This window comes from Pseudoduganella sp. UC29_106 (assembly GCF_044055365.1).
Lineage (GTDB): Bacteria > Pseudomonadota > Gammaproteobacteria > Burkholderiales > Burkholderiaceae_D > Rugamonas.
Genome location: NZ_CP171977.1, coordinates 2,696,747 through 2,721,358 on the forward strand (window position 1 = coordinate 2,696,747; position 24,612 = coordinate 2,721,358).

Consider the following 24,612-nt stretch of genomic DNA (forward strand, 5'->3'; position numbering starts at 1 on the left):
ACAAAAAGTTGCACTGGATTGCAATTTCGGTATCATCCCTGCATGATCAGCGCGCAGCATTTGGAGATGGAACAGCAGCCGGACATGGGTGAGATTCTCGTGGTTGAAGACACCCCGGCGTCGCTTCGGCTGTTGAGTGCGGTCCTGGTGCAGGCCGGCTATGGCGTGCGCGAGGCGCCCAACGGCGAGCTGGCGCTGTGGACAGTGCAAACCCGTCCGCCCGACCTGATCCTGCTGGACGTGCGCATGCCCGGCCTGGACGGCTTTGAAGTCTGCCGCCAGCTGAAAGCGGACCCGCGCAGCGCCGACATCCCGGTGATCTTCCTCTCCGCCCACAGCGACACGGCCGACCGCGTGCAGGGCTTCCGCCTGGGCGCCGTCGACTTCATCTCGAAGCCCTTCCAGCCGGAAGAAGTGCTGGCCCGCTGCAGCGCCCACCTGCGCCTGGCGCGTGCCCAGCGCGCGCTGGCACGCGAACGCGCCGAACTGGAACAGCGCGTGGCCCAACGCACGGCCGACCTGACGCTGTCCTCGATGGCCTTCGAAAATACGCTGGACGCCATCATCATTACCGATGCCGATGGCCATATCCTGACCACCAATCCCAGCTTCACGCGTACCCTCGGCTACACGGAGGAGGAAGTGCGCGGCCGCATCGTCAGCGAGCTGCAGGCCGATAACAGCTACAGCGAGCAGCTGGAATCGGTGGCGCAGTCGCTGAAGGCCAGCGGGCACTGGTCGGGCGAGATCGTGGCGCGCCGCAAGAACGGCGAGCGCTGCCCGGGGCTGATCAGCATGTCCGTGGCGCGGGATGAAACGGGCTGGCGCACCAACTATGTGCTGGTGCTGACCGATATCACCGAGCGCAAGGCGGGACAGAGCATGATCGATTACCTGTCCTATCATGACCCGCTGACCGGCCTGCCGAACCGCCTGCTGGCGCGCCAGCGCTTCGAACAGTTGCTGGCCAAGCGCGCGCCGCAGCAGCGCGTGGTGGTCATGTGCCTGGACCTGGACTGGTTCAAGAACATCAATGATTCCCACGGCCGGCCGCTGGGCGACAAGGTCCTGCAGGCCGTGGCCCGCCATTTGACCACGGCGGCAGGCGAGGGCGCCACCGTGGCCCGGCTGGGCAGCGACGAGTTCCTGCTCATCCTGCTCGACGACGCGCAATTCGGCACAGCGGTATCGCTGGTGCAGCGCCTGCAGACCGGCCTGCAGCACGGCGTGGACGTGGAAGGCCACCATATCGCGCTGACCGCCAGCGCCGGCATCGCCGTCGCTCCGGCCGATGGCGGCCAGCTGGAGGAGCTGGTGCGCAATGGCGACACCGCCCTGGTGCGCGCCAAGCGGACCGCCCGCGGCAGCTACGCTTTCTACGAAGAGAGCATGGACGCGGAAATTCATGCCCGCCTGGCCATCGCCAACCAGCTGCGCGGCGCGCTGGCACGGCACGAATTCTCGGTGCATTACCAGCCGCAGAATTGCCTGCAGACGGGGGCGCTGCGCGGCGCCGAAGCCCTGCTGCGCTGGACCAACCCGGTGCTGCGCTCGGTGCCGCCCAACCGTTTCATCCCGCTGGCCGAGGAGTATGGCCAGATCGGCGCGATCGGCGAATGGGTGCTGGATTCTGTTTGCGCCCAGATCCGCCGTTGGCAGGATGAGGGCGACGGGCGCATCAAGGTGGCCGTCAACCTGTCGGCCGCCCAGTTCGACGAGGAGAGCACCGTGCGCATGGTGAAGGCCGCGCTTCGGCGCCACGACGTGGAGCCCAGCTGTCTCGGCATCGAGATCACGGAAGGCACGGTGATGGGTGATCCGGACAAGGCCGCCGCCGCACTGCAGCGCCTGAAGGAACTGGGCGTGCACATCTCGCTTGACGATTTCGGCACAGGCTATTCCAGCCTGGCCTATCTGAAGCGCCTGCCGCTGGATGTGCTGAAACTGGATAAATCCTTTGTCGACGATGTGACGAGCAAGGCGAGCGATGCAGCGATAGCGCTATCCGTTGTCTCGCTGGCGCACAACCTGGGCATGCGCGTGATTGCCGAAGGCGTGGAGACACGCGAGCAGGCCGCTTTTCTGAAGCGGAACGGCTGCGACGAGATGCAAGGCTATTTCTTCAGCCGCCCATTGCCGGCCGGGAATTCACCACATTGCTGCGGGAAAGGCGTACACTCCCGGATCTGTAATCAGACCAATAACAGGGAGATCCATGAAACTGCTGTGCGCCGCCATCGTCCTCGCCTACGCCGCATCCGCCCCCGTTCAAGCACTCGCCGCTCCCAGCGCGGCCGACCAGAAATTCTCCAGCATCTATAAGGCCGAATGGCAATGGCGCCTGCAGCAGCGCCTGGAAGACGACGAAGACGATGTGCAGGCCGTGCAGCGCGACCTGCCGCGCGTGGATACCGCCACGCAGCTGAAGCGGCAGCAGTACTGGGAAGGCGTGCTGAAACAGCTCGATACGATCAAACCCGCGCAGCTCTCCGCGCCGGAGCGCATCAATTTCGCCGTCTACCGCGCGCAGATCGCGGCCCTGCTCGACAACCAGCGCTTCCGCGAATACGAAAAGCCGCTGAACGCGGACTCCTCCTTCTGGTCGAACATGGCGGGCGAGGCGCGCAAGCCTTTCCGCACCCTGGAGGATTACCGCAATTACGTGGCGCAGCTGAACGACGTGCCGCGCTATTTCGACGAAGAGATCGCCAATATGCGCGTTGGCCTGAAGCGCGGCTTCACGCCGCCGAAGGTCACGCTGGCCGGGCGCGACGGCTCGCTGACATCCGTGACCGAGGCGAAGCCCGAGGATGTGGTCTTCTTCAAGCCCTTTAAACAGTTCCCGTCCAATATCCCGCTGGCGGAACAGGGGCCTTTGCGCGAGGCGGCGCTGAAGGCAATCCGTGAAGCCGTGATTCCGGCGCACGCGAAGCTGCTGAAATTCATGCGCGAGGAATATGTGCCGCAGGCGCGTGAACCGCTGGCGGCCGAGAGCCTGCCGGACGGGAAGGCGTACTACCAGTCCAAGATCGTCGAGTTCACGACCACGAACCTGAGCGCGGACCAGATCCACCAGATCGGCCTGGCCGAGATGGCAAAGATCCGCGCCGAGATGCAGGACGTGATGAAGCAGGTGAAGTTCGAAGGCGATTTGCCGGCCTTCCTGCAATTCCTGCGCACGGATCCGCAGTTCTACGCGAAGACGCCGGAAGAATTGCTGATGCGCGCCGCCTGGATCGCCAAGCGCTTCGATGGCAAGGTAGGCCAGTATTTCGGCCGCCTGCCGCGCAGCCGCTTCGCCATCATTCCGGTGCCGCCCGAGCAGGCGCCGTATTACACCTCCGGCCGCGGCGGTCCTGGCGTCTACCTGGTGAACACCTACAACCTGCCGTCGCGCGCGCTCTACAGCCTGCCGGCGCTGACGCTGCACGAGTCCGCGCCGGGCCATGCCTTCCAGATGCCGATCGCGCTGGAACAGAAAGGCAGGCCGCCGTTCCGCAACGCCTATATCTCGGCGTTCGGCGAGGGCTGGGCGCTGTACTCGGAGCGCCTGGGCAGCGAGATGGGCATGTATGAAACGCCGTACGAGGTGTTCGGCATGCTGAGTTACCAGGCCTGGCGCGCATCGCGCCTGGTGGTTGACACCGGCGTCCATGCGAAAGGCTGGACGCGTGAGCAGGCGCAGAAGTATTTGATGGAGAACACGGCGCTCTCCGCGCACGAGGTGGAAACGGAAGTGGACCGCTATATCTCGTGGCCGGGCCAGGCGCTGTCCTACTACCTGGGCGAGATGGCCATCATCGAAGCGCGCAGGAAGGCCGAAGCGGCACTGGGGCCGAAGTTCGATATCCGCGCCTTCCACGATACGGTATTGGAACTGGGCTCAGTGCCGCTGCCTGTCCTGCAGGCCCGCATCGATGCCTTTATCGCCGACGGGGGCAAGAGCCCGTACCCGAAAGAGTGATCGCTCCGCACCAAGGCGGTGCATCGCCCCCGCCTGGTGCGAAAAAGTACGGTCATACACAGTTGCAGCATGGCACGCATCTTGCACCAGTTGCAGTATGCGCGACTGCACTTTACATCATGACATCGATAGCACCAGCCACGGGGCCTGGCAGGCCAGCCTCACGCTCGGCTTTACACAGTCGCATGGCGCCACCCGCCTGACGCAGCGCGAGCACTCCGGCCCGCTGCGGGTGCAAAAACCGCTTTATCCCGAAGATCCGCAAGTCTGCCATGCCATCGTCGTGCATCCGCCCGGCGGCGTGGTGGGCGGCGACCGGCTGCGCATCGGCGTGCATGCGGGGACTGGTTCACATGCCGTGCTGACCACGCCGGGCGCGGCCAAGTGGTACCGCTCCCACGGCAAGGTGTCGGGCCAGCGCGTGACGCTGCATGCGGCCGAAAGAGCCGCGCTCGAATGGCTGCCGCAGGAATCCATCTTCTACAACGACGCCGTGGCCGAACTGGAACACGAGGTCGAACTCGCGCCCGGCGCGAGCTATATCGGTTGCGACATCCTGTGCATGGGCCGCCGCGCTTCCGGCGAGCGATTCACGGCGGGCCGCGTGGCGCAGCGCAGCAGCATACGCCGCGCCGGCAAGTTGCTGTGGTGGGAGCAGGGCGTGATCACGCCGGCCGCGCTGAAAAGCCGCTTCGGCCTGAATGGCCACTCGGTGTGCGCCACCCTGCTGGCGGTCGGCGAGCGCCTGCCGGCCAGCGCATTGCAGGAAGTGCGCGCCCTCGGCGGCCCGGGCTTTGGCGCATCCCTGATCAAAAACCTGCTGGTCGTGCGCCATATCGGCGACGACAGCGAAGCGGCGCGCGCGCTGATGCTCGATGCCTGGCGCGTACTTCGTCCTTATGTAATGCAGCGCACAGCCGGGCCGCTGCGTAGTTGGCACACTTGAGGCCCCCATGGATCTGACCCCACGAGAAAAAGACAAACTGCTGATCTTCACCGCAGCCTTGCTGGCGGAACGCCGCCGCGCACGCGGGTTGAAGCTCAATTATCCGGAAGCCGTCGCACTGATCAGCGCGGCCATCATGGAAGGCGCGCGCGATGGCAAGAGCGTGGCCGAACTGATGGCCGAGGGTACGCGCATCCTGAGCCGCGACGATGTGATGGAAGGGATACCCGAAATGATCCCGGACATCCAGGTCGAAGCTACTTTCCCGGACGGCAGCAAGCTGGTGACCGTCCACCAACCGATACCCTGATTTACAACCAACGGAATAAGCACCATGAAACCCGGCGAATACAAACTCGAGCCAGGCGACATCAGCCTGAACGAGGGCCGCACAACGGTCAGCGTGACGGTGGAAAACCGCGGTGACCGGCCCATCCAGGTCGGCTCGCATTTCCATTTTTTTGAAGTGAATTCGGCGCTGTATTTCGAGCGCTGGAAAGCCTACGGCATGCGGCTCAATATCGCCGCCGGCACCGCCGTGCGTTTCGAACCGGGCCAGCAGCGCACCGTTGAACTGGTCAAGCTGGACGGCGACCGCGAGGTGTGGGGTTTCAGCGCCCAGGTCCAGGGCAAGCTGAAGGAATAGGGAGACCATGGCCTCGATCACACGCCGCGCTTACGCCGAGATGTACGGCCCCACCACCGGGGACCGCATCCGCCTGGCCGATACGGAACTGTTCATTGAAATCGAAAAGGATTACGCCATCCACGGCGAGGAAGTGAAGTTCGGCGGCGGCAAGGTGATCCGCGATGGCATGGGCCAGTCGCAGCGGCCGCACGCGGAAGTGATGGATACGGTGATCACCAACGCCGTGATCCTCGACCACTGGGGCATCGTGAAGGCCGATATCGGCTTGAAGAATGGCCTGATCGCCGCCATCGGCAAGGCCGGCAATCCCGATATCCAGCCCGGCGTGACGATGGCGATCGGCGGCGCCACCGAGATCATCGCGGGCGAAGGCATGATCGTCACCGCGGGCGGCATCGACAGCCATATCCACTTCATCTGCCCGCAGCAGATCGAGGAAGCCCTGATGAGCGGCGTGACCACGATGATCGGCGGCGGCACCGGCCCCGCGGTGGGTACGGCAGCCACTACCAGCACGCCGGGGCCGTGGCACATCCATTCGATGCTGCAGGCGGCCGATGCCTTCCCGATGAACCTGGGCTTCCTCGGCAAGGGCAATGTCAGCCGGCCATTGCCGCTGGAAGAGCAGGTAAGGGCGGGCGCCATCGGCCTCAAGCTGCACGAGGACTGGGGCAGCACGCCGGCCGCAATCGACAATTGCCTGTCCGTGGCCGATGCGATGGATATCCAGGTTGCCTTGCACAGCGATACACTGAACGAAGGCGGCTTCCTCGAAACCACCATCGCTGCGTTCAGGGACCGCACCATCCACACCTTCCACACCGAAGGCGCAGGCGGCGGCCATGCGCCGGACATTATCGCCGCGGTCGGCCAGTCCAATGTGCTGCCCTCATCGACAAATCCAACGCGGCCCTACACCGTCAACACGCTGGACGAGCACCTGGACATGCTGATGGTGTGCCATCACCTCGATGCCGCCATCGCCGAGGACGTGGCCTTTGCCGAATCGCGCATCCGCCGCGAGACTATCGCCGCCGAGGACATCCTGCATGATATCGGCGCGATCTCGATGATGTCCTCCGATTCGCAGGCCATGGGCCGGGTGGGGGAAGTGATCCTGCGCACCTGGCAGACGGCGCACAAGATGAAGGTCCAGCGCGGCGCGCTGCCCGAGGATTCGGAACGCAACGATAACTTCCGCGTCAAGCGCTACGTGGCGAAGTACACCATCAACCCGGCGATCACGCACGGCGTGTCCCACATCGTCGGTTCGCTGGAAGTGGGCAAGCTGGCGGACATCGTGCTGTGGAAGCCGGCCTTCTTCGGCGCCAAGCCTTCCATGATCCTGAAGGGCGGCATGATCGCGGCCGCCCAGATGGGCGACCCGAACGCTTCCATCCCCACGCCGCAGCCGGTGCATTACCGCATGATGTTCGGCGCCTTTGGCGGCGGCCTGAAAAAGTCGCTGACCTTTGTGTCGCAGGCCGCCTTCGATGCCGGCATCGGCGAACAACTGAAGCTGCAAAAGCCCGTAGTGGCGGTGCGCGGCATGCGCGCGCTGCGCAAGCGCGACATGATCCACAACGGCGCCACGCCGGTGATGGAAGTCGATCCCGAAACCTATGAAGTGCGCGCCGACGGCCGCCTGCTGACCTGTCAGCCGGCAGATGTGCTGCCGCTGGCCCAGCGCTATTTCCTGTTCTGAGCACGCCATGCTGACCCTGCACACCAAACTTCCCTTCGCCGAGCGCATCGATGCGCGCCTGGTGCTGCCTTATGATCTGCGCGAAAAATGCCGCCTGCGCGCCACGCTGGATAATGGCGAGACCGTGGGCGTGTTCACCGTACGCGGCACGGTGCTGCGCGACGGCGACCTGCTGACCGGCGCCGACCGGCGCGTGATCCAGGTCGTGGCGGCGCCCGAAGCAACTTACCGAGTTACTTGCGGCGATGCGCACGCGCTGCTGCGCTGCGCCTACCACCTCGGCAACCGGCATACCCAGGTCCAGCTGGGTGACGGCTTCCTGCGCATCCGTGCCGATGCGGTGCTGAAGGACATGCTGGCCGGCCTTGGCGCGACGGTCGAAGAAGAACGGACGCCCTTCGAACCGGAAGCGGGCGCCTACGGCGGCGGCCACCATCATCACGGCGAGCACGCGCCGGCCGGCGCCCTCGGCCCACTCGCGCCCATCCCGCTGCGCCAGAAGATCCACCGGCCCGGAGATCCCGCATGATCGCTGCCACCCAGCTGCTACACCTGCTGCAGTTCGCCAGCCCCGCGTTGCCGGTCGGCGCCTACAGCTATTCGCAGGGCATGGAGGCGGCGATCGAGCAGGGCGAAGTGCGCGATGCGGCCAGCGCCGGCGCCTGGATCGCCGCGCAGCTTGGCGAAGTCGTCGCCGTATGGGATGCGCCGCTGTGCTGGCGCCTGATGCAGGCTTACACGCGGCGCGACGCGCATCAGGTGCGCGAGCTGTCGGAACGCGCGGTGGCCGCGCGCGACACCAGCGAATTCCGCGCCGAGAGCCTGCAGATGGGCTACTCGCTGCGCAAGCTGGTCGAAGAACTGGGCATCGCGGACGAAGGCGTGCTGGCGCTGGCGCAGCCCGGCGACGAAATGCCGCTGCCCGCCGCCTATGCCTGCGCCGTCGCCGCCCTCGGCATTCCACACGAGGAAGCCTTGCTGGCCATGCTGTTCTCGTGGGCGGAAAACCAGGTGCTGGTGTGCGTAAAGTCGATCCCCCTGGGACAGGTGGCGGGGCAGAAGATCCTGCTGGCGCTTGGCCCGGCGCTGCAGGCGGCAGCCGTGCAGGCGCGCTCGCTGGCCGACGAAGATTTATCCAACTGGTCACCCGGACTCTCGCTGCTGTCGATGCAGCATGAGGTCCAGCATGGCCGCATCTACAGGTCCTGACACCATGAATACATCGAATCCGCTGCGCGTCGGCATCGGCGGCCCGGTCGGCTCCGGCAAGACGGCCTTGTGCGAGCAGCTCTGTAAAGGCATGCGCGCACATTACGACATGGCCGTGATCACCAACGATATCTATACGCGGGAAGACATGGAAATCCTGCTGCGCGCCGAAGCGCTGCCGCCGGAGCGGCTGATGGGCGTGGAGACGGGGGGCTGTCCGCACACGGCGATCCGCGAGGATGCCTCGATCAACCTGGAAGCGATCGCGCGCCTGCAGGCGGATTTCCCGGCGCTGGACCTGATCCTGGTCGAATCCGGCGGCGACAACCTGGCCGCCACCTTCAGCCCGGAACTCTCGGACCTGACCATTTATGTGATCGATGTGGCGGGGGGCGAAAAGATCCCGCGCAAGGGCGGTCCGGGCATCACGCGTTCCGACCTGCTGATCATTAACAAGACCGACCTGGCGCCTTATGTGGGGGCCGACCTCGCCGTGATGGCGCGCGATGCGCAGCGCCAGCGCGGCGAGCGGCCTTTTATCTTCACCAACCTGCGCAGCGGCGAAGGTGTGGCCGAAGTCATCGAATTTATCCGCGAACAGGGCCTGCTCGGCTCATCACATCAGGAGGTAGCATGAAAACGAAGAAAGCAGCCGCATTCCTTGCCGCGCTGGGCATTGCCGCGCCCGCGCTGGCGCATCCGGGCCATCTGGAAGATGTCGCGGCCGGTTTTACGGCCGGCCTCCTGCTTGCCGGCCTGTTTATCGTGGCCGGCGGCGGCGTGCTGCTCAGGCGTTACCTGCGTCGCGGCGATCGGCGAGAACAATAGGCGCCGCCAGTTCAGGGTGCTTGCCTTCGTGACCGGCGTAGATGGCGCGGATGCGCGCCATGTCCTGCTCCTGGTCGCCCGTCAATTCAAGGTGATCGACGACTCCGAATGTTTTGTTAGGATAATCGATGTAGACCAGCAGCAGCGGTACCCCGGCGGCCAGCGCCAGCTGGTAGAAACCACTTTTCCAATGCGGACGGTAACTGCGCGTACCTTCCGGCGTAATCGCCAGCCAGTACCAGGGCTCCCTGTGCATGCGTTCGGCCTGCGCGCGGATCATGCCTTGCGGCGCGCTGCGGTCCACCGGCTGGCCGCCCAGTGACAAGAACCACTTCCCCAGCAGCGGGATGCGAAACAGCGAATCCTTGGCCAGCCAGCGGAAAGGCAGGGCCACCGCCCACTTCCCCAGCAGCCCCACCACGAAGTCCCAGTTCGAGGTATGTGGGTACACCACCGCGATGCCGCGCGGTCCCGGCAGGGGCCTGAACAGCATCTTCCATCCGAACATATTCAGTACACGCAGGGCAATGCGCTGGCGCCAGGTTGGCAGTTCTTCCGGCTGTAGCCTATATTGATTCATATTGTCTATGTGCTGGCGTGCGCGCCAACACTACATTTGGTGATAAAAACTTAAAAACAGACTTGCTGAAAAAATCGTCGCATTCTATCTGTGCGTGCGAAGTCCAGCAAGACCAAAAGGGCCATGAGCCCTGCAGCATGTGAGGCGTAAAACAACAAGCCAGCCGGTAGCCGAGGCTGGATCGGGCGACGAACATGTAGAGAGAACATGACAGAAAAGCGACTCTTATGTGTGGTCCTGGATGGCCACAGTACGGGAGAAGCAATCGGGGCGGTACTGAAGGACTGGGAAGTAGAAAGAGCCTCTGGCTTGAAGGACGCCAGGGAAGTCATACGCACACACCGTTACCTGGTGGGCGTATTGCTGCTCGACGCCAGCACCTGTTCGGTGGACGCGCTTGATCGCTTCCTGAGGGAGCATTGGTGGGTGAAATGGGTGGCGCTGTTCCAGTCAACGGCGCTCGATACGCCTGCGTTCCGCCGTCTGGTGCATGATCACTGTTTCGATTACCACACACTTCCGCTGGACGGCGTGCGGCTGCGCTGCACCCTGGGCCATGCCCACGGCGTGGCGGCGCTGCAGAGCCCCACCATTCCCGGCAGCCGGCCGAACGGCATGCGGCTGACCGGCAACAGCCAGGCCATCACGCGGCTGCGCCAGCAAATCCTCAAGGTGTCGCAGGTGGAAGCGCCGGTGCTGATCTGGGGCGAGAGCGGCAGCGGCAAGGAACTGGTGGCGCGCGCCGTGCATGACCATTCGGCCCGCGCCACTGCGCCTTCGTGCCCATCAATTGCGGCGCCATGCCGGGCAGCCTGATCCAGTCGGAACTGTTCGGTTACGAAAAGGGCGCCTTTACCGGCGCCGCGCGCGACAAATGCGGCCTGATCGAGTCGGCGGCCGGCGGCACCATCTTCCTCGATGAGATAGGGGATCTGCCGCTGGATATGCAGTCGAACCTGCTGCGCTTCCTGCAGGAGAAGACCATTTGCCGCGTCGGCGGCACGCGCCAGATCAGTGTCGACGTGCGCGTGATTGCCGCCTCCCACGTCAAGCTGTGGCAGGCGGTGGAAGCGGGACGCTTCAGGGAAGACCTGTTCTACCGCCTGAACGTGCTGCCGCTCGATGTGCCTTCGCTGCGCGAGCGCGGGCCGGATGTGGTGCCGCTGGCCGAGTACTACTTCAATGTCTTCGCGGCGGAACGGGCGCCCGGCGTGAAAGGCTTCAGCACGCGCGCGCTGGAAGCGATGCGCCTGCACGACTGGCCGGGCAATGTTCGGGAACTGGTCAATCGCGTGCGGCGCGCACTGGTGATGGCGGAAGGGCATATGATCCAGGCCGCCGACCTCGGGCTGGAGGATGTGTCGCCGCCGATGCTGGTCGACGCGCTGGATGGCGTGCGCATTCAGGCCGAGCGGGCCGCGCTGCAAGCCCATCTGTGCGAGGGCAAGAGCATGACGGTGGTGGCGCGCGAGCTCGGCGTGTCGCGCATGACGCTCTATCGCCTGATGGCCAAGCATGGCATCGAGCCGCCATCGCGGCGTTATGCCAATGGCGGATGAGACGGCGTCACTTGTATGTGACAGGCCTCCGCAGCCCGCCCCACAGTGCAAGTCGCTCAATCGTCTCAAACCCTGTCACACCCTTGTGACCCTTCAGTATCCGGCCCGCCAGCGACTGAACAGGCGGGCCCGGAAAAAGCCTTTAAATCCAATAGCTTCCGTCCTTACTACGCTGCTGGCACCAAGTTTGCGTAAGGCCTTCTGCCTGGGGAAAAATGCCCAGGTGGCCGAACGTTCAAAAACTACTTTTTTGGTGAGGCACAAAATGAATAAAAGCATACTGGCGACAGCGATTGGATTGATGTTCAGTCTAGGAGCTATGGCACAAACCACGGATCAGTCGGGCAATAACGATACCTCGACCACCACTCAAACGAGAACGAGGGATAGCAACAATACGAATAACGCTAACGACAACAACAACAGCAGCGGCAATGCCCGCGCCACATCCGATGCAGCAGCAGCCGCCAACAATGGTGCGACTGCAACCTCGAACATGACCAGTTCGTTCAACACTTCTTCTGCCACAGCGACCAGCACCCTGACCGGTACAGTTAGCGGCAACTCCATCGGCAACATCGGCAATATCGCCACCAATAACGGCAACGCCAACGGCGGCGCAGCCCGCGGCGGTATCGGCGGTGACGCTACCGGCGGCAATGCCCGCGGCGCTGCAGGCGGCGATGGTGCACGCGGCAGCGGCGGCGACGGCGGTAACGGCGCACGCGCAAGCGGCGCCAATGGCGGCGACGGCGGCGGCACCGGTAATGCCAATGGCGGCCGCGCCTCAGGCGGCGGCGACGCCAGCGTGGGCGATGCCAATGGCGGCGGCGCTACCAGTGGCAATTCCCGTGGCGCCAATGGCGGCGACGGCGGCAATGCCCGTGGCGCCCGCACCGGTGACGGCGGCGCAGGTGGCGCCGGCGGTGCAGGCGGCAATGCCGGCCGCGTCGGCGGCAGCAATGGCGGCTCCGGCGGCGACGGCGGCAATACCGGACGTGCCATTGGCGGTGACGGCGGCAATACCGGCCGCGCCATTGGCGGCGACGGCGGCAATGCCGGCCGTGTCTCTGGCGGCGACGGCGGCGACAGCGGCCGTGCAGCCGGCGCCTCGGCGGTGATGGCGGCGGCGCAGGCCGTGCCATCGGCGGTGACGGCGGCAGCAGAGGCAATGCCCGTGGCGCCCAGGGTGGCGACGGCGGCACCGCCGCACGCGCCATCGGCGGCGACGGCGGCAATGCAGCCCGTGCTGGTGGCGGAGGAGACGGCGGCAGCACCGGCTCTGTAAGCGGCGGCGGCGCAGGCTCAACCCAGAGCGCTGACGGCGGCCGTTCGCGCGCCGGCGGCGGCGCCGGCACAAGCACTGGCGGCGCAGCCAGCTCCAGCGGCAACGCCAGCACCGGCGGCGCAGCTTCTTCAGGCGCAGGCGGTGCGGGCGGTACTGGCGGTAATGCCGGCACCGGCGGCGCAGGCGCTACGGCCACCACCAACGGCGGCGCCGGCGCAGCAGGCGGCACGGCCAGCAGCGGCGCAGGCGGCGCAGGCGCTTCGGCATCGACCGCCGGCGGCGCAGGTGCAGGCGGCGGCGCCAACACCAGCGGTGCAGGCGGCGCTGGTGCGGCAGGAACCGGCGGCACGGGTGGCGCAGGCGCTTCGGCCGCGAACACCGGTGGCGCAGGCGCAGGAGCTGCCAGCGGCGCAGGTGGTGCAGGCGCAGGCGGCGGCAACGGCAGCAGCACGGGCGGTACCGGCGGTGCAGGTGGCGCCGGTGCAGGCGGCGGCTCCAGCGGCGCGGCATCCAACACTGCCGGCAATGGCGGCGCAGGCGGCAGCTCGGCTTCGGGCGCAGCAACCGGCGGTGCAGCCACTAACGGCAATGCTACGGCCGGCAATGGCGGCTCGGGCGGCGCAGGCGGCAGCAACACCGGCGGCGCAGCAGGCGCAGGCGGCAGCAACACCGGCGGTTCGGGCGGCGCAGGCGCAGCAGGCACTGGCGGTAACGGCGGCGCAGGCGGCAGCAACACTGCCGGTACGGCTACCGGCGGTGTAGGAAACGGCGGCTCTGGCGGTGCTGGCGGTGCCAATACCGTGAGCGCTGGCGAGTTCAATATGTCCAACACGATGACTACGGTCGCCGGCGGCGCCGCAGGCATCACGGTGGTGAGCCAGAACAATGGCTTCTCTTCCCTGATTCAGCAGAGCGTCAATGTCCAGGCAAACCTGACGGTGGGCCAACACTAAGCGCGGCGCGGTGCGCCGCTGCGGCGGCGCACTTTTCAGGACAGGAGGATGTCATGCAAACCTGGTCCGTGAAGACAGGCGGGTTGCTGGCCTGGCTGCTGTGTCTGCCTTGTGTGGCGCAGCAGATGCAGGTCGAACCTGCGCGGGATACGGTAGCGGCAACTGCTCCGGCAGTTGTGGCGCCGTCCAATCCGGGCGAACGCAGCCCGGCCCCGGTCCCGGCGCCACTCGGCGCCGGGCAGGGATCAAGCGGCGTGTTCGGCACGCCGCTCGGGGAGGAGAAACTGTCGCGCATGCGCGGCGGAACGGACACCCCCTGGAGCGATATGAAACTGAACGGCACGGTTACCGACAATAGCGCGGTGAACGTGGTGACCGGCAACAATGTGATCAACGGCGGCTCCTTCGCCAATTCGAGCGGGCTGCCGACGGTGATCCAGAATTCCGGTTCCAACGTGCTGATTCAAGAACGCCACCATCGTTAACGTTCAATTCCAATGAAACTGACATCGTTACGCTGGTTTGGTTTCACCCTGGCGCTGGCCGCGCCGGCAGTCGCCCCCACGGCTGCCGAACTGGCCAGCGTCGGTGGTGTCCCGTACCGGGTCCACGTTACCAGCATGAAGGAGGCGCGCTTCCGCACCACGGTGCGGCAGCAGTACGACTTCAGCTGCGGCTCTGCAGCGGTAGCAACGTTGCTAACTTACCACTATGACTTTCCTGTCACTGAGCAACAAGCGTTTCAGGAAATGTTCCTGACAGGCGACCAGGCGAAGATCCGGCGCGAGGGATTCTCCTTGCTGGATATGAAGCGCTTCCTTGGCAACCACGGTTTCAAGGCGGACGGTTTCGAACTGCCGCTGGAGAAGCTGGTGCAGGCCAAATTTCCAGCCATTGTGTTGATAGTTGAGAAGGGTTACCATCATTTCGTGGTGGTCAAGGGCGTCGAGGCTGACCGCGTCCTGCTCGGCGATCCGTCCGGCGGCACGCGCGCCGTGGGGCGCAAGAGCTTCGAGGCCATGTGGCCCAACCACCTGCTGTTTGTAATCCATGCACGCAATGGCCAGAACAATGGCAAGCCGCACTTTAATGAAGTCGCCGACTGGCAAGTCGCACCGCGGGCCTTCCTGGGCGATGCGGTGGACCGTGAAGGCCTGGCGAGGATTACGGTGCCCAAGAACGGCGCCGGAGAATTCTAGGAGCGAGCAATGCGCAATTCCCGCTGGATGCTTGCCTTGCTGTGCAGTCTTGCAGTCCTCCCGGCTGTTGCCGAGGATGCGACGGCCGACTGGGGCACGCCCGTACCCGATAGCGAGCTGGAAGTGGTCCGGGGGGAATTCGATACCGGCAATGGGCTGGTCGTTTCGCTGGGCATAGAACGCCTGGTGTCTATCAATGGCAACGTGGTTGCCACCACCCAATTCAATATCGCCGACATGGCGCGCATGAGCAGCGCCGAGGCCCAGATCGCACGCGAAGCGCTGCAGCCCTTCCAGTTGGTCCAGAACGGGCCGGGCAACAGCTTTAGCGCCGATGGGATGCCCCAGCTGATGTCGGCCCTCCTGATTCAGAACAGCGTCAACGATCAACTGATCCGCAGCCAGACCACCATCAACACGACGGTCAATACGCTGGCTGCGCTGAAGAGTATCAATCTGGAAGCAACGCTGCGCCAGGCACTGGCCAATGTGGTCGGGCCGCGCTGAGCGCAGCAGCATCTGTCGACGTCGTATCTTGAAAAAGGGGGAGGCATGCAGCTTGTCCGTACTTTGCGCGCCGGTTCAGCCGGCATCACATTATTGATGTGCAGCGCCGCCATGGCGCAGCTTCCGCAGGAAAACCGCAGCAACGCCGAACTGTCGGCAGAACTGGAGACGCTGAAGAAGCAGCTGGCCGACCAGCGGCAAATGCTGCAGACCTTGCAGGAAGATTTAAAACGATTAAAGAACCCTGTGGCCGCGGGCCAGCTGGAGCAGGCGCGCGGTACCGGCACCGGCCAGGCCGGCGGCCAGCCGCAGTCCCAGCCTCAGCCCCAGCCGGCGCAGACCACTGCCGCGCAGGCCGGCGCTGCGCAATCGCAGGCCGCACCGGGCGACAGCCAGCGGACGGCGGCCCAGGGGCGGTGGCGGCCAGCGCAACGATCCGGTCGGCAAGGCGCCGGAGCGTGACAGCCGGCCGCCCGAAGTGGCGCCGTTGTTCGAAGCGCCCGGCGTGTTGACGCCGCGCGGCCACTACGTGCTGGAGCCCAGCTACCAGTTCGGCTACTCATCCAGCAACCGCGTGGCGCTGGTTGGCTACACCATCATTCCCGCGCTGCTGATCGGCCTGGTAGACGTGCGCGAACTGAAGCGCAACACCAATACGGTGACACTGGCGGGGCGCTATGGCCTGACCAACCGCACCGAAGTCGAGCTGCGCCTGCCGTATACCTACCGCTCCGATTCCACCGTCAGCCGGGAACTGTTTCACCGGCACGGCAGCCGAGCGCGTATTCCAGACCAGCGGCCGCGGCATCGGCGACGTGGAAATGGCCATCCGCCACCAGTTGAACGATGGCGGGCCGGACAGCTCCTACTATGTGGCCGGCCTGCGCGTCAAAACCCGTACCGGCAAGGATCCCTTCGAGGTGGTGACCGATTGCCAGACGCGCTGCGTCGGCGATAACGCTTCCGGCACCGGCCTGCCGCTGGACCTGCCGACCGGCTCCGGCTTCTGGGCCATCCAGCCCAGCCTGACCTGGCTCTTCCCTTCCGATCCGGCTGTGTTCTTCGGCAGCGTGAGCTACCTGTACAACATCAAGCGCGATAACGTGGAACGCCAGGTGCTGAATGGCGCGATGGAACCGCTGGGGACGGTCAAGCCGGGCGCCGTGGCCGGTTTCAACTTCGGCATGGGCCTGGCGCTGAACGACAAGGCTTCGCTCAGCCTGGGCTACGATCACCAGTCGATCGCGCGCACCAAGCAGAATGGCGTCGCCGTGCCGGGCTCGGTCCGCACCCAGCTGGGTACCCTGCTGATGGGCTTTTCCTACCGCCTGACGCAGAAGCGCACGCTGAATGTGACCGTGGGCGCGGGCCTGACCCGCGATACGCCGGACGTGTCGCTGTCGGTGCGTCTGCCGACCTCGTTCTGAGGCATCAGCGCCTGGCGCGGCCCGTGGCCGCGTCAAGCGCGCGGGTCAAAATTGCGTTATCGTAATGTTTCCAACTAATTAAAGGAAACCTATGATGCAACGCACCCGTCTCGCCGCCGCCGCGGCCCTGTTTGCATTTGCTTCGGGCGCCGCGCTGGCGGCTGCACCGATGGTCAAGACCCAGGCCCCCGGCTTCTACCGCACCATGTTGGGCGACTTTGAAATCACGGTGATCAGCGATGGCACGGTGGACCTGCCGATGGACAAGCTGCTGCACAACAAGCCCGGCAAGACCGAAAAGGCGCTGGCCGAGCACTATCTGAAGGCGCCCGTCGAGACGTCTTTTCAACAGTTTCCTCATCAATACCGGCAGCAAGCTGGTGCTGGTCGATACCGGCGCAGGCAATCTGTTCGGCCCGACGCTGGGCAAGCTGCTGGCCAACCTGAAAGCCGCCGGCTACCAGCCGGAACAGGTCGACGAAATCTATATCACCCATATGCACCCTGACCACGTGGGAGGCCTGGGCGAACTGAACAAGCCTGCCTTCCCGAATGCCGTTGTGCGCGCGGACAAGCGCGACGCCGATTTCTGGCTCAGCAAGACCAACCTGGACAAGGCGCCTGAGGCCAACAAGGGCTTCTTCCAGGGCGCCCAGAATTCTCGCGGCTTATGCCAGCGCGGGCAAGTTCCAGACTTTCGACGGCAACACGGAACTGGTGCCTGGCGTACGCGCTTCGTCCAGCTACGGACATACGCCGGGACATACCACTTATATTGTGGAAAGCAAGGGCCAGAAGATGGTGCTGATGGGCGACCTGGTCCACAGCGCGGAAGTGCAGTTCGACGATCCGTCCGTGACCATTGATTTCGATACGGACGGCAAGGCCGCGCTGGCCCAGCGCAAGGCAGCGTTCGCCGCGGCGGCCAAAGGCGGCTACCTGTTTGGCGCGGCACACTTGCCGTTCCCGGGGATCGGACACCTGCGTGCGCATGGGCGGGGTATACCTTCCTGCCGGTCAATTACAGCGTCCCCCGCTAGGCTGCAGGCTGGGCTGGCACGGCGGATCAATGATCCGCCCTACGACGAGTCCCGTGTTCGTCATGCCGCCATAATCGGCCCGAAGGGCTGTAGGGCGGATCATTGATCCGCCGTGTGCCGTCGAGACGCATCCCGGCCGGATGTCACCATTTAGGCGCCATCTCCGCCAACTGCGGCACGCCGCGGCCGAAGGAAAAATTCTCATTCGGCACCGGCACCAGCGCGATGAATACATCATCCGGCGCAATGCCGACGGCTTCGTTCAGCAGGCGTGCGATGGCCGCCATCAATGCGCGCTTGTCGCTCAATGGACGGTGCGCCCCGATCAGCACATTGATGATCATCGCGTTGGCGCTGCGCTGCATGCCCATGAAGTTCGGATCGATGAACAGTTCATCGTCGCCGTGTTCGCTGATGACGATGAAACGGTCGCCCGGCGGAATGCCAAGGCCCTGCACCAGCGACTGGTTAAGGGCGTTCCCGATGGCGATTTTCTGTTCGCGGCTGAAGCGGCCCTTGGGGATGTGAGCGTGGAAAACTGGCATGTAAATATCTCCTGTCAAGAGTGGAAAGATGCTGGTGGAACCAGGCGGCGGCGGCAGCGCTGGCTTGCGGGAAGGCCGCGTCGTAGGGAGCGAAATGTCCGCCGGCGATGGTCACCAGGCGTTTCGGCTCAAGCGCTTCCTCATAGGCGCGCAGTTCAAGATCGGTGATGGTCACGCGGTCGTCGGTGGCCACGATCATCAGCAGCGGACGAGGGGAAATCCAGCTGACCCACACGCCCGGTTCATACATGCGGGCCGCAAAACTTGAGCGCAAGGTGACTGTGTTGGACCACGCGGCGCCATTCAGGTCGCGCAGATAAAAATCCAGCGATTCCTGCGAGCGGTAAGCAGCCGGCACGGCCGGGTCGGCGCTGGCGATGGCCTGGGGTGCCCGGCGCCTCGCCACCGTGAATGCGCCGCATATCGGCGGCGATATGCTCGAGCCATGCGGGCAGTGCGTCCGGCGACACGCGACGCCGGCTCTGCTCGAAGCCGCTGATTGTCGGCACCTGCGACACGACGCACTTCACGCGCGGATCGGTGGCGCCCATCACCAGCGCGTGGCCGCCGCTATAGCTGGAACCCCAGACGCCGATGCGTGAGGCGTCCACTTCAGGCCGAGATTCCAGAAAGGTGAGGGCGCGGCGCCAGTCCGCAATCTGTAGCCAGGGGTCGATGTCATGGCGCGGCAGGCCATCGCTGGCGCCGAAGTTGCGGTGGTCGTGCACCAGCACGACAAAGCCCGCCCGGGCAAAGGCTTGCGCAAACTTTTCCAGCGCATGTTCCTTGACGGCGGCGAAACCGTGGCACATCGAAATCGCCGGCAGCGGCGCGGCGCCATGGTCCTTTGGCACAAAAAGCCAGCCGCGCAAGGTGACGGCCTGCTCGCCGTCAAACTCTATATCGTATCGCTCAAACATGCTGCTCCTCTCTGGGTTGTACGTGCATATCAACGTATTTACGACATCCGAAAAATCCGGGTTTCTTTTTCTGGACAATACGAGGATATGCGCATATTATCCAGTCACCAGGCAGTTAGCAAGTAAAGAAATCAGGAGACGACACAATGGTACAAAGCACTCACCGACAAGCCGCCGGCGCAAAGCTGGTGTTCGTACATGGCTTCCTCGACAACGCCGCCGCATGGCAGCCGCTGGCCGAAGCGCTAACGGAGAAAGGCTACGCCTGCTCAATGCCGGACCTGGCCGGAGCGGGAACGCGGCAGGGGGAATCCGGCCCGTACACGCTGCAGCGAGGGGTGGACGATGTGCTCGCGCAGATCGGAACTGGCGATGCGCCAGTCGTGCTGGTTGGCCACAGCATGGGCGCGCAGATCGCGGAACTGGCGGCGGTGCGGCTGGGGAGCAGGGTGGCGGCCCTGGTGCTGCTGACGCCAACTCCGCTGGGCGGCAACGCCTTGCCGGACGATGTCCGCGCCATGCTGCGCGAGAGCGGCGCCGACGCCGCCGCTCAGCAGGGCATCCGGCGCGCGTTTTCCCGCAATCTGGACGAGGCGCAGATTGCCGCGGCGACGGCGCAGGAGGTCATGATGGGCAAGGAAGCGGTGCGCGGCTATTACGATGCATTCACTGGCGGCGATGTGTCCGGCAACGGGCCGACGGCTTGCGCGGCGCCCGTGCTGATCCTGGGCTCCGAAGATGATCCGGTGATACCGGCAGCCATGGTGCGCAGCATCCATGCGCAGCGCTTCCCTGAGGCCCGCCTGGGTTTTGTCTCCGGTTCCGGCCATTGGCCGCAAGTTGAGCAGACCGCAGCGACTGCACGGTTCACCTCAGGCTTCCTGCGTGAAGTGGTATAGCAAGGCCGTCAAGCTTGGAATTATGCGCATATCAGCGTACACTGAAGGCGTTTCAATCTCCAGGTAAAACCTAGTATGCCAACCATCAAACAGCTTGAGAACATCGACGGCCGCTGCAACTGTCTGGCGCTGCGGGCCGCGTCGCGCTACCTGACTGCCGTCTACGACCGGGCGCTGGCAGGAACCGGCCTGCGCGCAACGCAGTTTTCAATTCTGTACAAGCTTGCCAGCAAAGGGCCGACGTCGATCGGTGAACTGGCTGCCGTGATGGCGATGGACCGCACCACGCTGTCGGCCAATCTCAAGCCGATGGAGCGCGATGAGCTGCTTGAAATCGTGCCTTCCGAGGTGGACCGCCGCGCCAAGGCTGTCAAGCTGACAAAGCAGGGCAGGCTGGCGTATCAAAAAGCGTTTCCTCTTTGGGAAGCGGTGCAGGAAGAATTCGAGAGTGCCTACGGCGCCAGGGAGGCCAAATCCCTGCGCGAGTCCGCACGCTCGGTGCTGGACAGTGGTTTCGAGCCCTGGGCTGAAAAGGTCTAGGCCGGAACGCTGCTGATTCTCCGTGGCGGCAACATGCAGCGGAGCTGTGTTGTTATATATGAGTATATGCACGTAATATTGGGAGATTGGAACATGAAAAAGGCATTGGTGGGGACGACTCTGGCGTTGGCTGCGGCTTTTACCGCTTATGCGCCGCTTTCCCGGGCGGCGGGTGAAGCAGCAGTCAGTCTGGTGCAGGCCAGCAGTGTGAGCACTTCGGTGCCAGCCTCGCTGCTGGAAGCTTGCCGCAAAGGTCTGACGGGCTTCGACAAGAATGACCGCAAGGATATGATCGATGCGCTGGATGATAACGTTGTGTTCGAATTCTCTGATTCGCTGCCTTATGGGGGCACATACAACGGCAAGAAGGAATTCCTGGCGTTCTGGAAGCACGTGTACAAGGAATACGAGTACTTCAATTACGATGCCCGTGCTGTGCTGGCGTCCGGCGACTACATCATCATTCCGGTGGTGGCGCGCGCGAAGACCAAGGCGGGGTACTCGATGGAGAACGAGCACCTGTTCCTGTTCAAGGTCAGGGACGGCAAGATTGTTTATGGGCGGATTTATGCCGATACGGCGCGCGGACGGGATGTGCTGGAGGGGCATCAGCCGCGCAAGTTTCCGAAGCTGATTCTTGAGTAGAACCCAGACCGAAAGCTGGTGGCAGGGTGGTAGCCGCAGTGCGGCTACCACCAATGTGCCAGCCACCTGTTCGAAGTCCGCGGCAATAAACAGGTGGCTGGCACATCGTGCCAGCCACCAGGGTCACCCGGTTTTAAGCTTCCAGAGCCGGATAATCGATATAACCCTCAGCCGACGGCGCATAGAACAACTCCGGGCGCTGAGGGTTCAGCGCAGCGCCAGTCTGCAGGCGGCGCGGCAGGTCCGGGTTGGCGATGAAATCCTTGCCCCATGCGATTGCATCGGCGCGGCCTTCCGCCAGCGCTTTTTGCGCGCCCTCCGCGGTGAACTTCTCGTTGGCGATGTAAGTGCCGCCGAATTCCTTCTTCAGCAACGGGCCCAGAGAATCGTCGCCGACAGCTTCGCGTGCCGCGATGAAGGCGATCTTGCGCTTGCCCAGTTCACGCGCCACATAGCCGAAGGTCTCGGTTGGCGTGGAGTCGCCCATATCGTGCGCGTCGCGGCGCGGCGCCAGGTGCATGCCCACGCGGTCGGCGCCCCAGACTTCGATGACGGCGTCCGTCACCTCCAGCATCAGGCGGGCACGGTTTTCGATCGGGCCGCCGTAGGCGTCGGTACGCTGATTGGTGGAATCCTGCAGGAACTGGTCCAGCAGATAGCCGTTGGCGCCGTGGATTTCCACGCCGTCAAAACCGGCTTTCTTCGCGTTCTCGGCGCCCTTGCGGTAGGCAGCCACGACGCCGGCGAGTTCCGAAATCTCCAGCGCGCGCGGCGTGGAATACGGACGCACAGGGCGCAGCAGGCTGACATTGCCATTCGCCGCGATCGCGCTCGGCGCTACCGGCGCTTCGCCGTTCAGCAGGCTGGGGTCCGAAATGCGGCCCACGTGCCACAGTTGCAGCACGATCTTGCCGCCCTTGGCATGCACGGCCTCGGTCACTTTTTTCCAGCCTTCCACCTGCTCGTCGGACCAGATGCCCGGGGTATTTTCATAGCCAACGCCTTGCGGGGTGACCGAAGTTGCCTCGCTGATGATCAGGCCAGCCGTAGAACGCTGAGCGTAGTACTCGGCCATCAGTGCATTCGGCACGCGGCCTTCGCCAACGGCGCGCGAACGGGTCAGCGGGGCCATGATGACGCGGTTTTTCAGGGAGAGGGCGCCAATGGTGATCGGGTCGAAGAGCGTAGTCATTTGTCTTAATCCTTTAGAAAGCCTGCATATGTTCTAGAAATAGCCGATAGGTTTCCTCGTTTCGCTTGAAGAAATTCCACTGACCCACGCGCTGCACCGTCACCAGGCCGGCCTTCTGCAGGATGGCGAGGTGGCCGGACACGGTCGATTGCGACAATCCCGTCTTGCTGTCGATCAGGCCGGCGCACACGCCCATGGCGAGCGGGTGCACCTGTTCCTGGAAGTAGGCTTCCGGGTCTTTCAGCCAGCACAGGATTTGCCGCCGGACCGGATTGGCCAGGGCTTTGTGGATGGCGTCGATGTCGAGTTCCTGGATCATATTTCGGTTTTCTTCGATGCGAATATCGGAGGAGTCCGATACGCATATCGGGATTCTACGATATTCTTTCAAGGCTTGCTTAGGACATGAAAATCAATGACAGGGCGACAACAGCGGGCGCCGTCTGCACGGCCAGGATACGCTTGCTGACGGTCAGGCCGCCCCAAATCCCGGCCACGGCCACGCACACCAGGCCAAAGATGGTAAAGGCATAGGCGACAGCCGGTTGCGGATGCAGGAAGCCGAGCGCAAGCGCCGCGACCAGGAAGCCGTTGTAGCAACCCTGGTTGGACATGGCCGGTTTGACAATTTCCGCTTTCTCGGCGGAGAGGCCGAAAACGCGCCGCCCGCGAGTGGGGAAGAGTACGGTTTCCAGTAAAACGATGTAGACGTGGATCAGCAGAACGATGGCGGTAACGATCTGGGCCAGCAGGTGCATTGGGTCTCCCTCTCTGAAAGAAATTTTCCGCAATGATATACTGCCGGCTCTTTCTCCTGTGGGGACGACCCCGCCTTTGTTAAGGGAGCCGGGCGGGGACGACCCCGTCATGACTATGGGAGAGCATCATGCACTGGTTCGTCCTTTTTCTCGCTGGCCTGCTGGAAGTTGTCTGGGCGGTTGGCCTCAAATACACCCACGGATTTACCCGCCTCGTTCCGAGCGCAATTACGCTGACCGCAATGGCCGCCAGCGTTGGCTTGCTGGGACTGGCCTTGCGCCAGCTGCCACTCGGCACGGCTTATGCCGTATGGACTGGTATTGGTACCGTGGGCACCGTGATTTACGGGATTGTGATGATGAACGAGCCGGCCGGTATCGCGCGCATCGTGTGCATCGCCATGATCGTGGCCGGCATCGCCGGGTTGAAGTTATTGTCGACCCATTAACGGCCCGGTGCGGCGCGAACACGGCGGATCAATGATCCGCCCTCCCGATGTGATGCGTCTGGTCTGGCGGGACGTGTAGGGCGGATCATTGATCCGCCGTGCCTCCCGTCACGCGGCCAGGCGCTCGGCCTGCGCCAATGCGCGGCGGCCGGCGGCCAGTTCGCGCGCAACCTGCGCCACACGCGCACCCAGGTGCTCGGAAGTTTTCAGATCCGAAGGCCACGCGCCATCTTCCGCCGACTGATCGGCATTCGACTGCGCGGCCGCGCCGATAAAGAAGCTATGACGGTTCAGCGCATCTTCGGTAGTGGTCGAAGCATTATTTCCCGGACCCAGGCCGAGGTTCACCCAATGCATGCCATGCTGCGCAGCGAAGATCGAAATCTGCTGCAGGGTAGCCAGCTTGTCGCCCGCGCGCGAAGCGGCGTTGGTAAAGCCGGCGGCTACTTTGTTCTTCCAGGTGCCGCCCTTGGCGAACACGCGGTGTGAGGTGGCGTCCATGAAGGTTTTGAATTGGGCGGAAGCGCTGCCCATATAGGTTGGCGCGCCGAAGATGATGGCGTCGACCTGCTCCAGTTGATCCCAATGCTGGTCGATTTCATCGACACTGATCAGCAGGCTCTCGGTGCCGCCGGTGGCGGCGCCGCGTGCGACAGCTTCCGCCTGCTTGGCAGTGTGGCCGTAGCCCGAATGGTAGACGACAGCAACGCGGGTGTTAGTGCTCATGACAGAACTCCGTAGAAAGTGAATCGATGAACCCAGTGTAGGAGTTCACCAATTCATGATCAATCGGAGTTCCGTGAATGCATC

General features: G+C 64.0%; 29 protein-coding genes and 4 pseudogenes. 26 read left to right on the forward strand and 7 right to left on the reverse strand.

Translation table 11 applies throughout. From position 1 onward, the window contains the following. Positions 1 to 84 precede the first annotated feature (84 nt). The 10 genes from ACHMW6_RS13950 (at position 85) to ACHMW6_RS13995 (ending at position 9,301) form a co-directional block, all read left to right on the forward strand. Positions 85 to 2,322, forward strand: a complete 2,238-nt coding sequence (locus ACHMW6_RS13950) for an EAL domain-containing protein (protein WP_395407689.1) — start codon at positions 85 to 87, stop codon at positions 2,320 to 2,322. Continuing rightward, positions 2,216 to 3,964 (forward strand): DUF885 domain-containing protein, encoded by a 1,749-nt coding sequence (locus ACHMW6_RS13955; RefSeq protein WP_395407690.1) that lies wholly within the window; start codon positions 2,216 to 2,218, stop codon positions 3,962 to 3,964. Before ACHMW6_RS13950 ends, ACHMW6_RS13955 begins: the two co-directional genes overlap by 107 nt. A gap of 97 nt (positions 3,965 to 4,061) precedes the next feature. After that, positions 4,062 to 4,910, forward strand: coding sequence for an urease accessory protein UreD (locus ACHMW6_RS13960; RefSeq protein ID WP_395407691.1), 849 nt, complete (start codon positions 4,062 to 4,064; stop codon positions 4,908 to 4,910). Positions 4,911 to 4,917: 7 nt separating this feature from the next. Further along, positions 4,918 to 5,220: an urease subunit gamma gene (locus ACHMW6_RS13965; RefSeq protein WP_395407692.1), complete on the forward strand. Its 303-nt coding sequence runs from the start codon at positions 4,918 to 4,920 to the stop codon at positions 5,218 to 5,220. Between the two features lie 24 nt (positions 5,221 to 5,244). After that, positions 5,245 to 5,556 (forward strand): urease subunit beta, encoded by a 312-nt coding sequence (locus tag ACHMW6_RS13970; RefSeq protein ID WP_395407693.1) that lies wholly within the window; start codon positions 5,245 to 5,247, stop codon positions 5,554 to 5,556. A gap of 7 nt (positions 5,557 to 5,563) precedes the next feature. Beyond that, positions 5,564 to 7,264 (forward strand): urease subunit alpha, encoded by a 1,701-nt coding sequence (gene ureC / locus ACHMW6_RS13975; protein ID WP_395407694.1) that lies wholly within the window; start codon positions 5,564 to 5,566, stop codon positions 7,262 to 7,264. 7 nt (positions 7,265 to 7,271) lie between these two features. Next, positions 7,272 to 7,793: an urease accessory protein UreE gene (gene ureE / locus ACHMW6_RS13980; RefSeq protein ID WP_395407695.1), complete on the forward strand. Its 522-nt coding sequence runs from the start codon at positions 7,272 to 7,274 to the stop codon at positions 7,791 to 7,793. Continuing rightward, positions 7,793 to 8,473: an urease accessory protein UreF gene (locus ACHMW6_RS13985; protein WP_395408609.1), complete on the forward strand. Its 681-nt coding sequence runs from the start codon at positions 7,793 to 7,795 to the stop codon at positions 8,471 to 8,473. Before ureE ends, ACHMW6_RS13985 begins: the two co-directional genes overlap by 1 nt. Positions 8,474 to 8,477: 4 nt before the next feature. After that, entirely contained in the window at positions 8,478 to 9,110 is a 633-nt protein-coding gene (gene ureG / locus ACHMW6_RS13990) for an urease accessory protein UreG (RefSeq protein WP_395407696.1), read from the forward strand. Beyond that, entirely contained in the window at positions 9,107 to 9,301 is a 195-nt protein-coding gene (locus ACHMW6_RS13995; RefSeq protein WP_395407697.1) for a hypothetical protein, read from the forward strand. The genes ureG and ACHMW6_RS13995 overlap by 4 nt, the downstream gene beginning before the upstream one ends. On the opposite strand, the gene ACHMW6_RS14000 is transcribed toward ACHMW6_RS13995, so the two are convergent. Then, on the reverse strand, positions 9,261 to 9,881 hold the full coding sequence (locus ACHMW6_RS14000; protein ID WP_395407698.1) for a 1-acyl-sn-glycerol-3-phosphate acyltransferase: 621 nt from the start codon (positions 9,879 to 9,881) through the stop codon (positions 9,261 to 9,263). The two genes, ACHMW6_RS13995 and ACHMW6_RS14000, sit on opposite strands and share 41 nt — an antisense overlap. A 207-nt stretch (positions 9,882 to 10,088) precedes the next feature. Between ACHMW6_RS14000 and ACHMW6_RS14005 the strand changes: the two are divergent. The 12 genes and pseudogenes from ACHMW6_RS14005 to ACHMW6_RS14060 form a co-directional block, all read left to right on the forward strand. Next, positions 10,089 to 10,376 (forward strand): annotated as a pseudogene (locus ACHMW6_RS14005) (VpsR-related response regulator); the annotation flags it as partial. 120 nt (positions 10,377 to 10,496) lie between these two features. Beyond that, a pseudogene (locus tag ACHMW6_RS14010) lies at positions 10,497 to 11,440 on the forward strand (sigma-54 interaction domain-containing protein). A 319-nt stretch (positions 11,441 to 11,759) separates the two neighbouring features. Then, complete coding sequence (locus tag ACHMW6_RS14015; protein ID WP_395407699.1) at positions 11,760 to 12,728, forward strand: hypothetical protein; 969 nt, start codon at positions 11,760 to 11,762, stop codon at positions 12,726 to 12,728. Positions 12,729 to 12,869: 141 nt separating this feature from the next. After that, positions 12,870 to 13,490, forward strand: a complete 621-nt coding sequence (locus ACHMW6_RS14020) for a hypothetical protein (RefSeq protein ID WP_395407700.1) — start codon at positions 12,870 to 12,872, stop codon at positions 13,488 to 13,490. A 38-nt stretch (positions 13,491 to 13,528) separates the two neighbouring features. Then, entirely contained in the window at positions 13,529 to 13,681 is a 153-nt protein-coding gene (locus ACHMW6_RS14025) for a hypothetical protein (protein WP_395407701.1), read from the forward strand. A 53-nt stretch (positions 13,682 to 13,734) separates the two neighbouring features. Then, on the forward strand, positions 13,735 to 14,166 hold the full coding sequence (locus ACHMW6_RS14030) for a hypothetical protein (RefSeq protein WP_395407702.1): 432 nt from the start codon (positions 13,735 to 13,737) through the stop codon (positions 14,164 to 14,166). A gap of 12 nt (positions 14,167 to 14,178) precedes the next feature. Beyond that, a complete protein-coding gene (locus ACHMW6_RS14035; protein ID WP_395407703.1) occupies positions 14,179 to 14,880 on the forward strand; it encodes a C39 family peptidase in 702 nt (233 codons plus the stop codon). Between the two features lie 9 nt (positions 14,881 to 14,889). Beyond that, positions 14,890 to 15,387, forward strand: a complete 498-nt coding sequence (locus ACHMW6_RS14040; protein WP_395407704.1) for a hypothetical protein — start codon at positions 14,890 to 14,892, stop codon at positions 15,385 to 15,387. A gap of 45 nt (positions 15,388 to 15,432) precedes the next feature. Then, entirely contained in the window at positions 15,433 to 15,849 is a 417-nt protein-coding gene (locus ACHMW6_RS14045) for a hypothetical protein (protein WP_395407705.1), read from the forward strand. Between the two features lie 25 nt (positions 15,850 to 15,874). Beyond that, the gene (locus tag ACHMW6_RS14050) at positions 15,875 to 16,345 is read left to right on the forward strand and encodes a hypothetical protein (RefSeq protein ID WP_395407706.1); all 471 of its coding nucleotides are present in this window, start codon (positions 15,875 to 15,877) and stop codon (positions 16,343 to 16,345) included. Further along, positions 16,311 to 16,814: a transporter gene (locus tag ACHMW6_RS14055; RefSeq protein ID WP_395408610.1), complete on the forward strand. Its 504-nt coding sequence runs from the start codon at positions 16,311 to 16,313 to the stop codon at positions 16,812 to 16,814. The genes ACHMW6_RS14050 and ACHMW6_RS14055 overlap by 35 nt, the downstream gene beginning before the upstream one ends. A gap of 94 nt (positions 16,815 to 16,908) precedes the next feature. Then, positions 16,909 to 17,854, forward strand: a pseudogene (locus tag ACHMW6_RS14060) (MBL fold metallo-hydrolase). A 143-nt stretch (positions 17,855 to 17,997) separates the two neighbouring features. Here the strand turns inward: ACHMW6_RS14060 and ACHMW6_RS14065 are convergent. Both ACHMW6_RS14065 and ACHMW6_RS14070 read right to left on the reverse strand, forming a co-directional pair. Next, a complete protein-coding gene (locus ACHMW6_RS14065; RefSeq protein WP_395407707.1) occupies positions 17,998 to 18,399 on the reverse strand; it encodes a tautomerase family protein in 402 nt (133 codons plus the stop codon). 22 nt (positions 18,400 to 18,421) lie between these two features. Further along, a pseudogene (locus ACHMW6_RS14070) lies at positions 18,422 to 19,319 on the reverse strand (alpha/beta hydrolase); the annotation flags it as partial. A 146-nt stretch (positions 19,320 to 19,465) separates the two neighbouring features. On the opposite strand from ACHMW6_RS14070, the gene ACHMW6_RS14075 reads away from it, so the two are divergent. From ACHMW6_RS14075 to ACHMW6_RS14085, 3 genes are all read left to right on the forward strand, one after another. Next, positions 19,466 to 20,218 (forward strand): alpha/beta fold hydrolase, encoded by a 753-nt coding sequence (locus ACHMW6_RS14075; RefSeq protein ID WP_395407708.1) that lies wholly within the window; start codon positions 19,466 to 19,468, stop codon positions 20,216 to 20,218. Positions 20,219 to 20,293: 75 nt separating this feature from the next. Beyond that, positions 20,294 to 20,758 (forward strand): MarR family winged helix-turn-helix transcriptional regulator, encoded by a 465-nt coding sequence (locus ACHMW6_RS14080; protein WP_395407709.1) that lies wholly within the window; start codon positions 20,294 to 20,296, stop codon positions 20,756 to 20,758. A 93-nt stretch (positions 20,759 to 20,851) separates the two neighbouring features. Beyond that, positions 20,852 to 21,403: a nuclear transport factor 2 family protein gene (locus ACHMW6_RS14085; RefSeq protein WP_395407711.1), complete on the forward strand. Its 552-nt coding sequence runs from the start codon at positions 20,852 to 20,854 to the stop codon at positions 21,401 to 21,403. A gap of 133 nt (positions 21,404 to 21,536) precedes the next feature. On the opposite strand, the gene ACHMW6_RS14090 is transcribed toward ACHMW6_RS14085, so the two are convergent. The 3 genes from ACHMW6_RS14090 to ACHMW6_RS14100 all read right to left on the reverse strand — a co-directional run bounded on the left by ACHMW6_RS14090 (position 21,537) and on the right by ACHMW6_RS14100 (position 23,353). Further along, on the reverse strand, positions 21,537 to 22,595 hold the full coding sequence (locus ACHMW6_RS14090) for an alkene reductase (RefSeq protein WP_395407712.1): 1,059 nt from the start codon (positions 22,593 to 22,595) through the stop codon (positions 21,537 to 21,539). A gap of 13 nt (positions 22,596 to 22,608) precedes the next feature. Further along, on the reverse strand, positions 22,609 to 22,914 hold the full coding sequence (locus ACHMW6_RS14095) for an ArsR/SmtB family transcription factor (RefSeq protein ID WP_395407713.1): 306 nt from the start codon (positions 22,912 to 22,914) through the stop codon (positions 22,609 to 22,611). A 79-nt stretch (positions 22,915 to 22,993) separates the two neighbouring features. After that, complete coding sequence (locus ACHMW6_RS14100) at positions 22,994 to 23,353, reverse strand: DUF1304 domain-containing protein (RefSeq protein ID WP_395407714.1); 360 nt, start codon at positions 23,351 to 23,353, stop codon at positions 22,994 to 22,996. A gap of 128 nt (positions 23,354 to 23,481) precedes the next feature. Between ACHMW6_RS14100 and sugE the strand changes: the two genes are divergently transcribed. Continuing rightward, a complete protein-coding gene (sugE, locus tag ACHMW6_RS14105) occupies positions 23,482 to 23,802 on the forward strand; it encodes a quaternary ammonium compound efflux SMR transporter SugE (protein ID WP_395407716.1) in 321 nt (106 codons plus the stop codon). Positions 23,803 to 23,910: 108 nt separating this feature from the next. Here the strand turns inward: sugE and ACHMW6_RS14110 are convergent, their stop codons facing one another. Beyond that, complete coding sequence (locus ACHMW6_RS14110) at positions 23,911 to 24,528, reverse strand: flavodoxin family protein (RefSeq protein WP_395407717.1); 618 nt, start codon at positions 24,526 to 24,528, stop codon at positions 23,911 to 23,913. Positions 24,529 to 24,612: the final 84 nt, after the last annotated feature.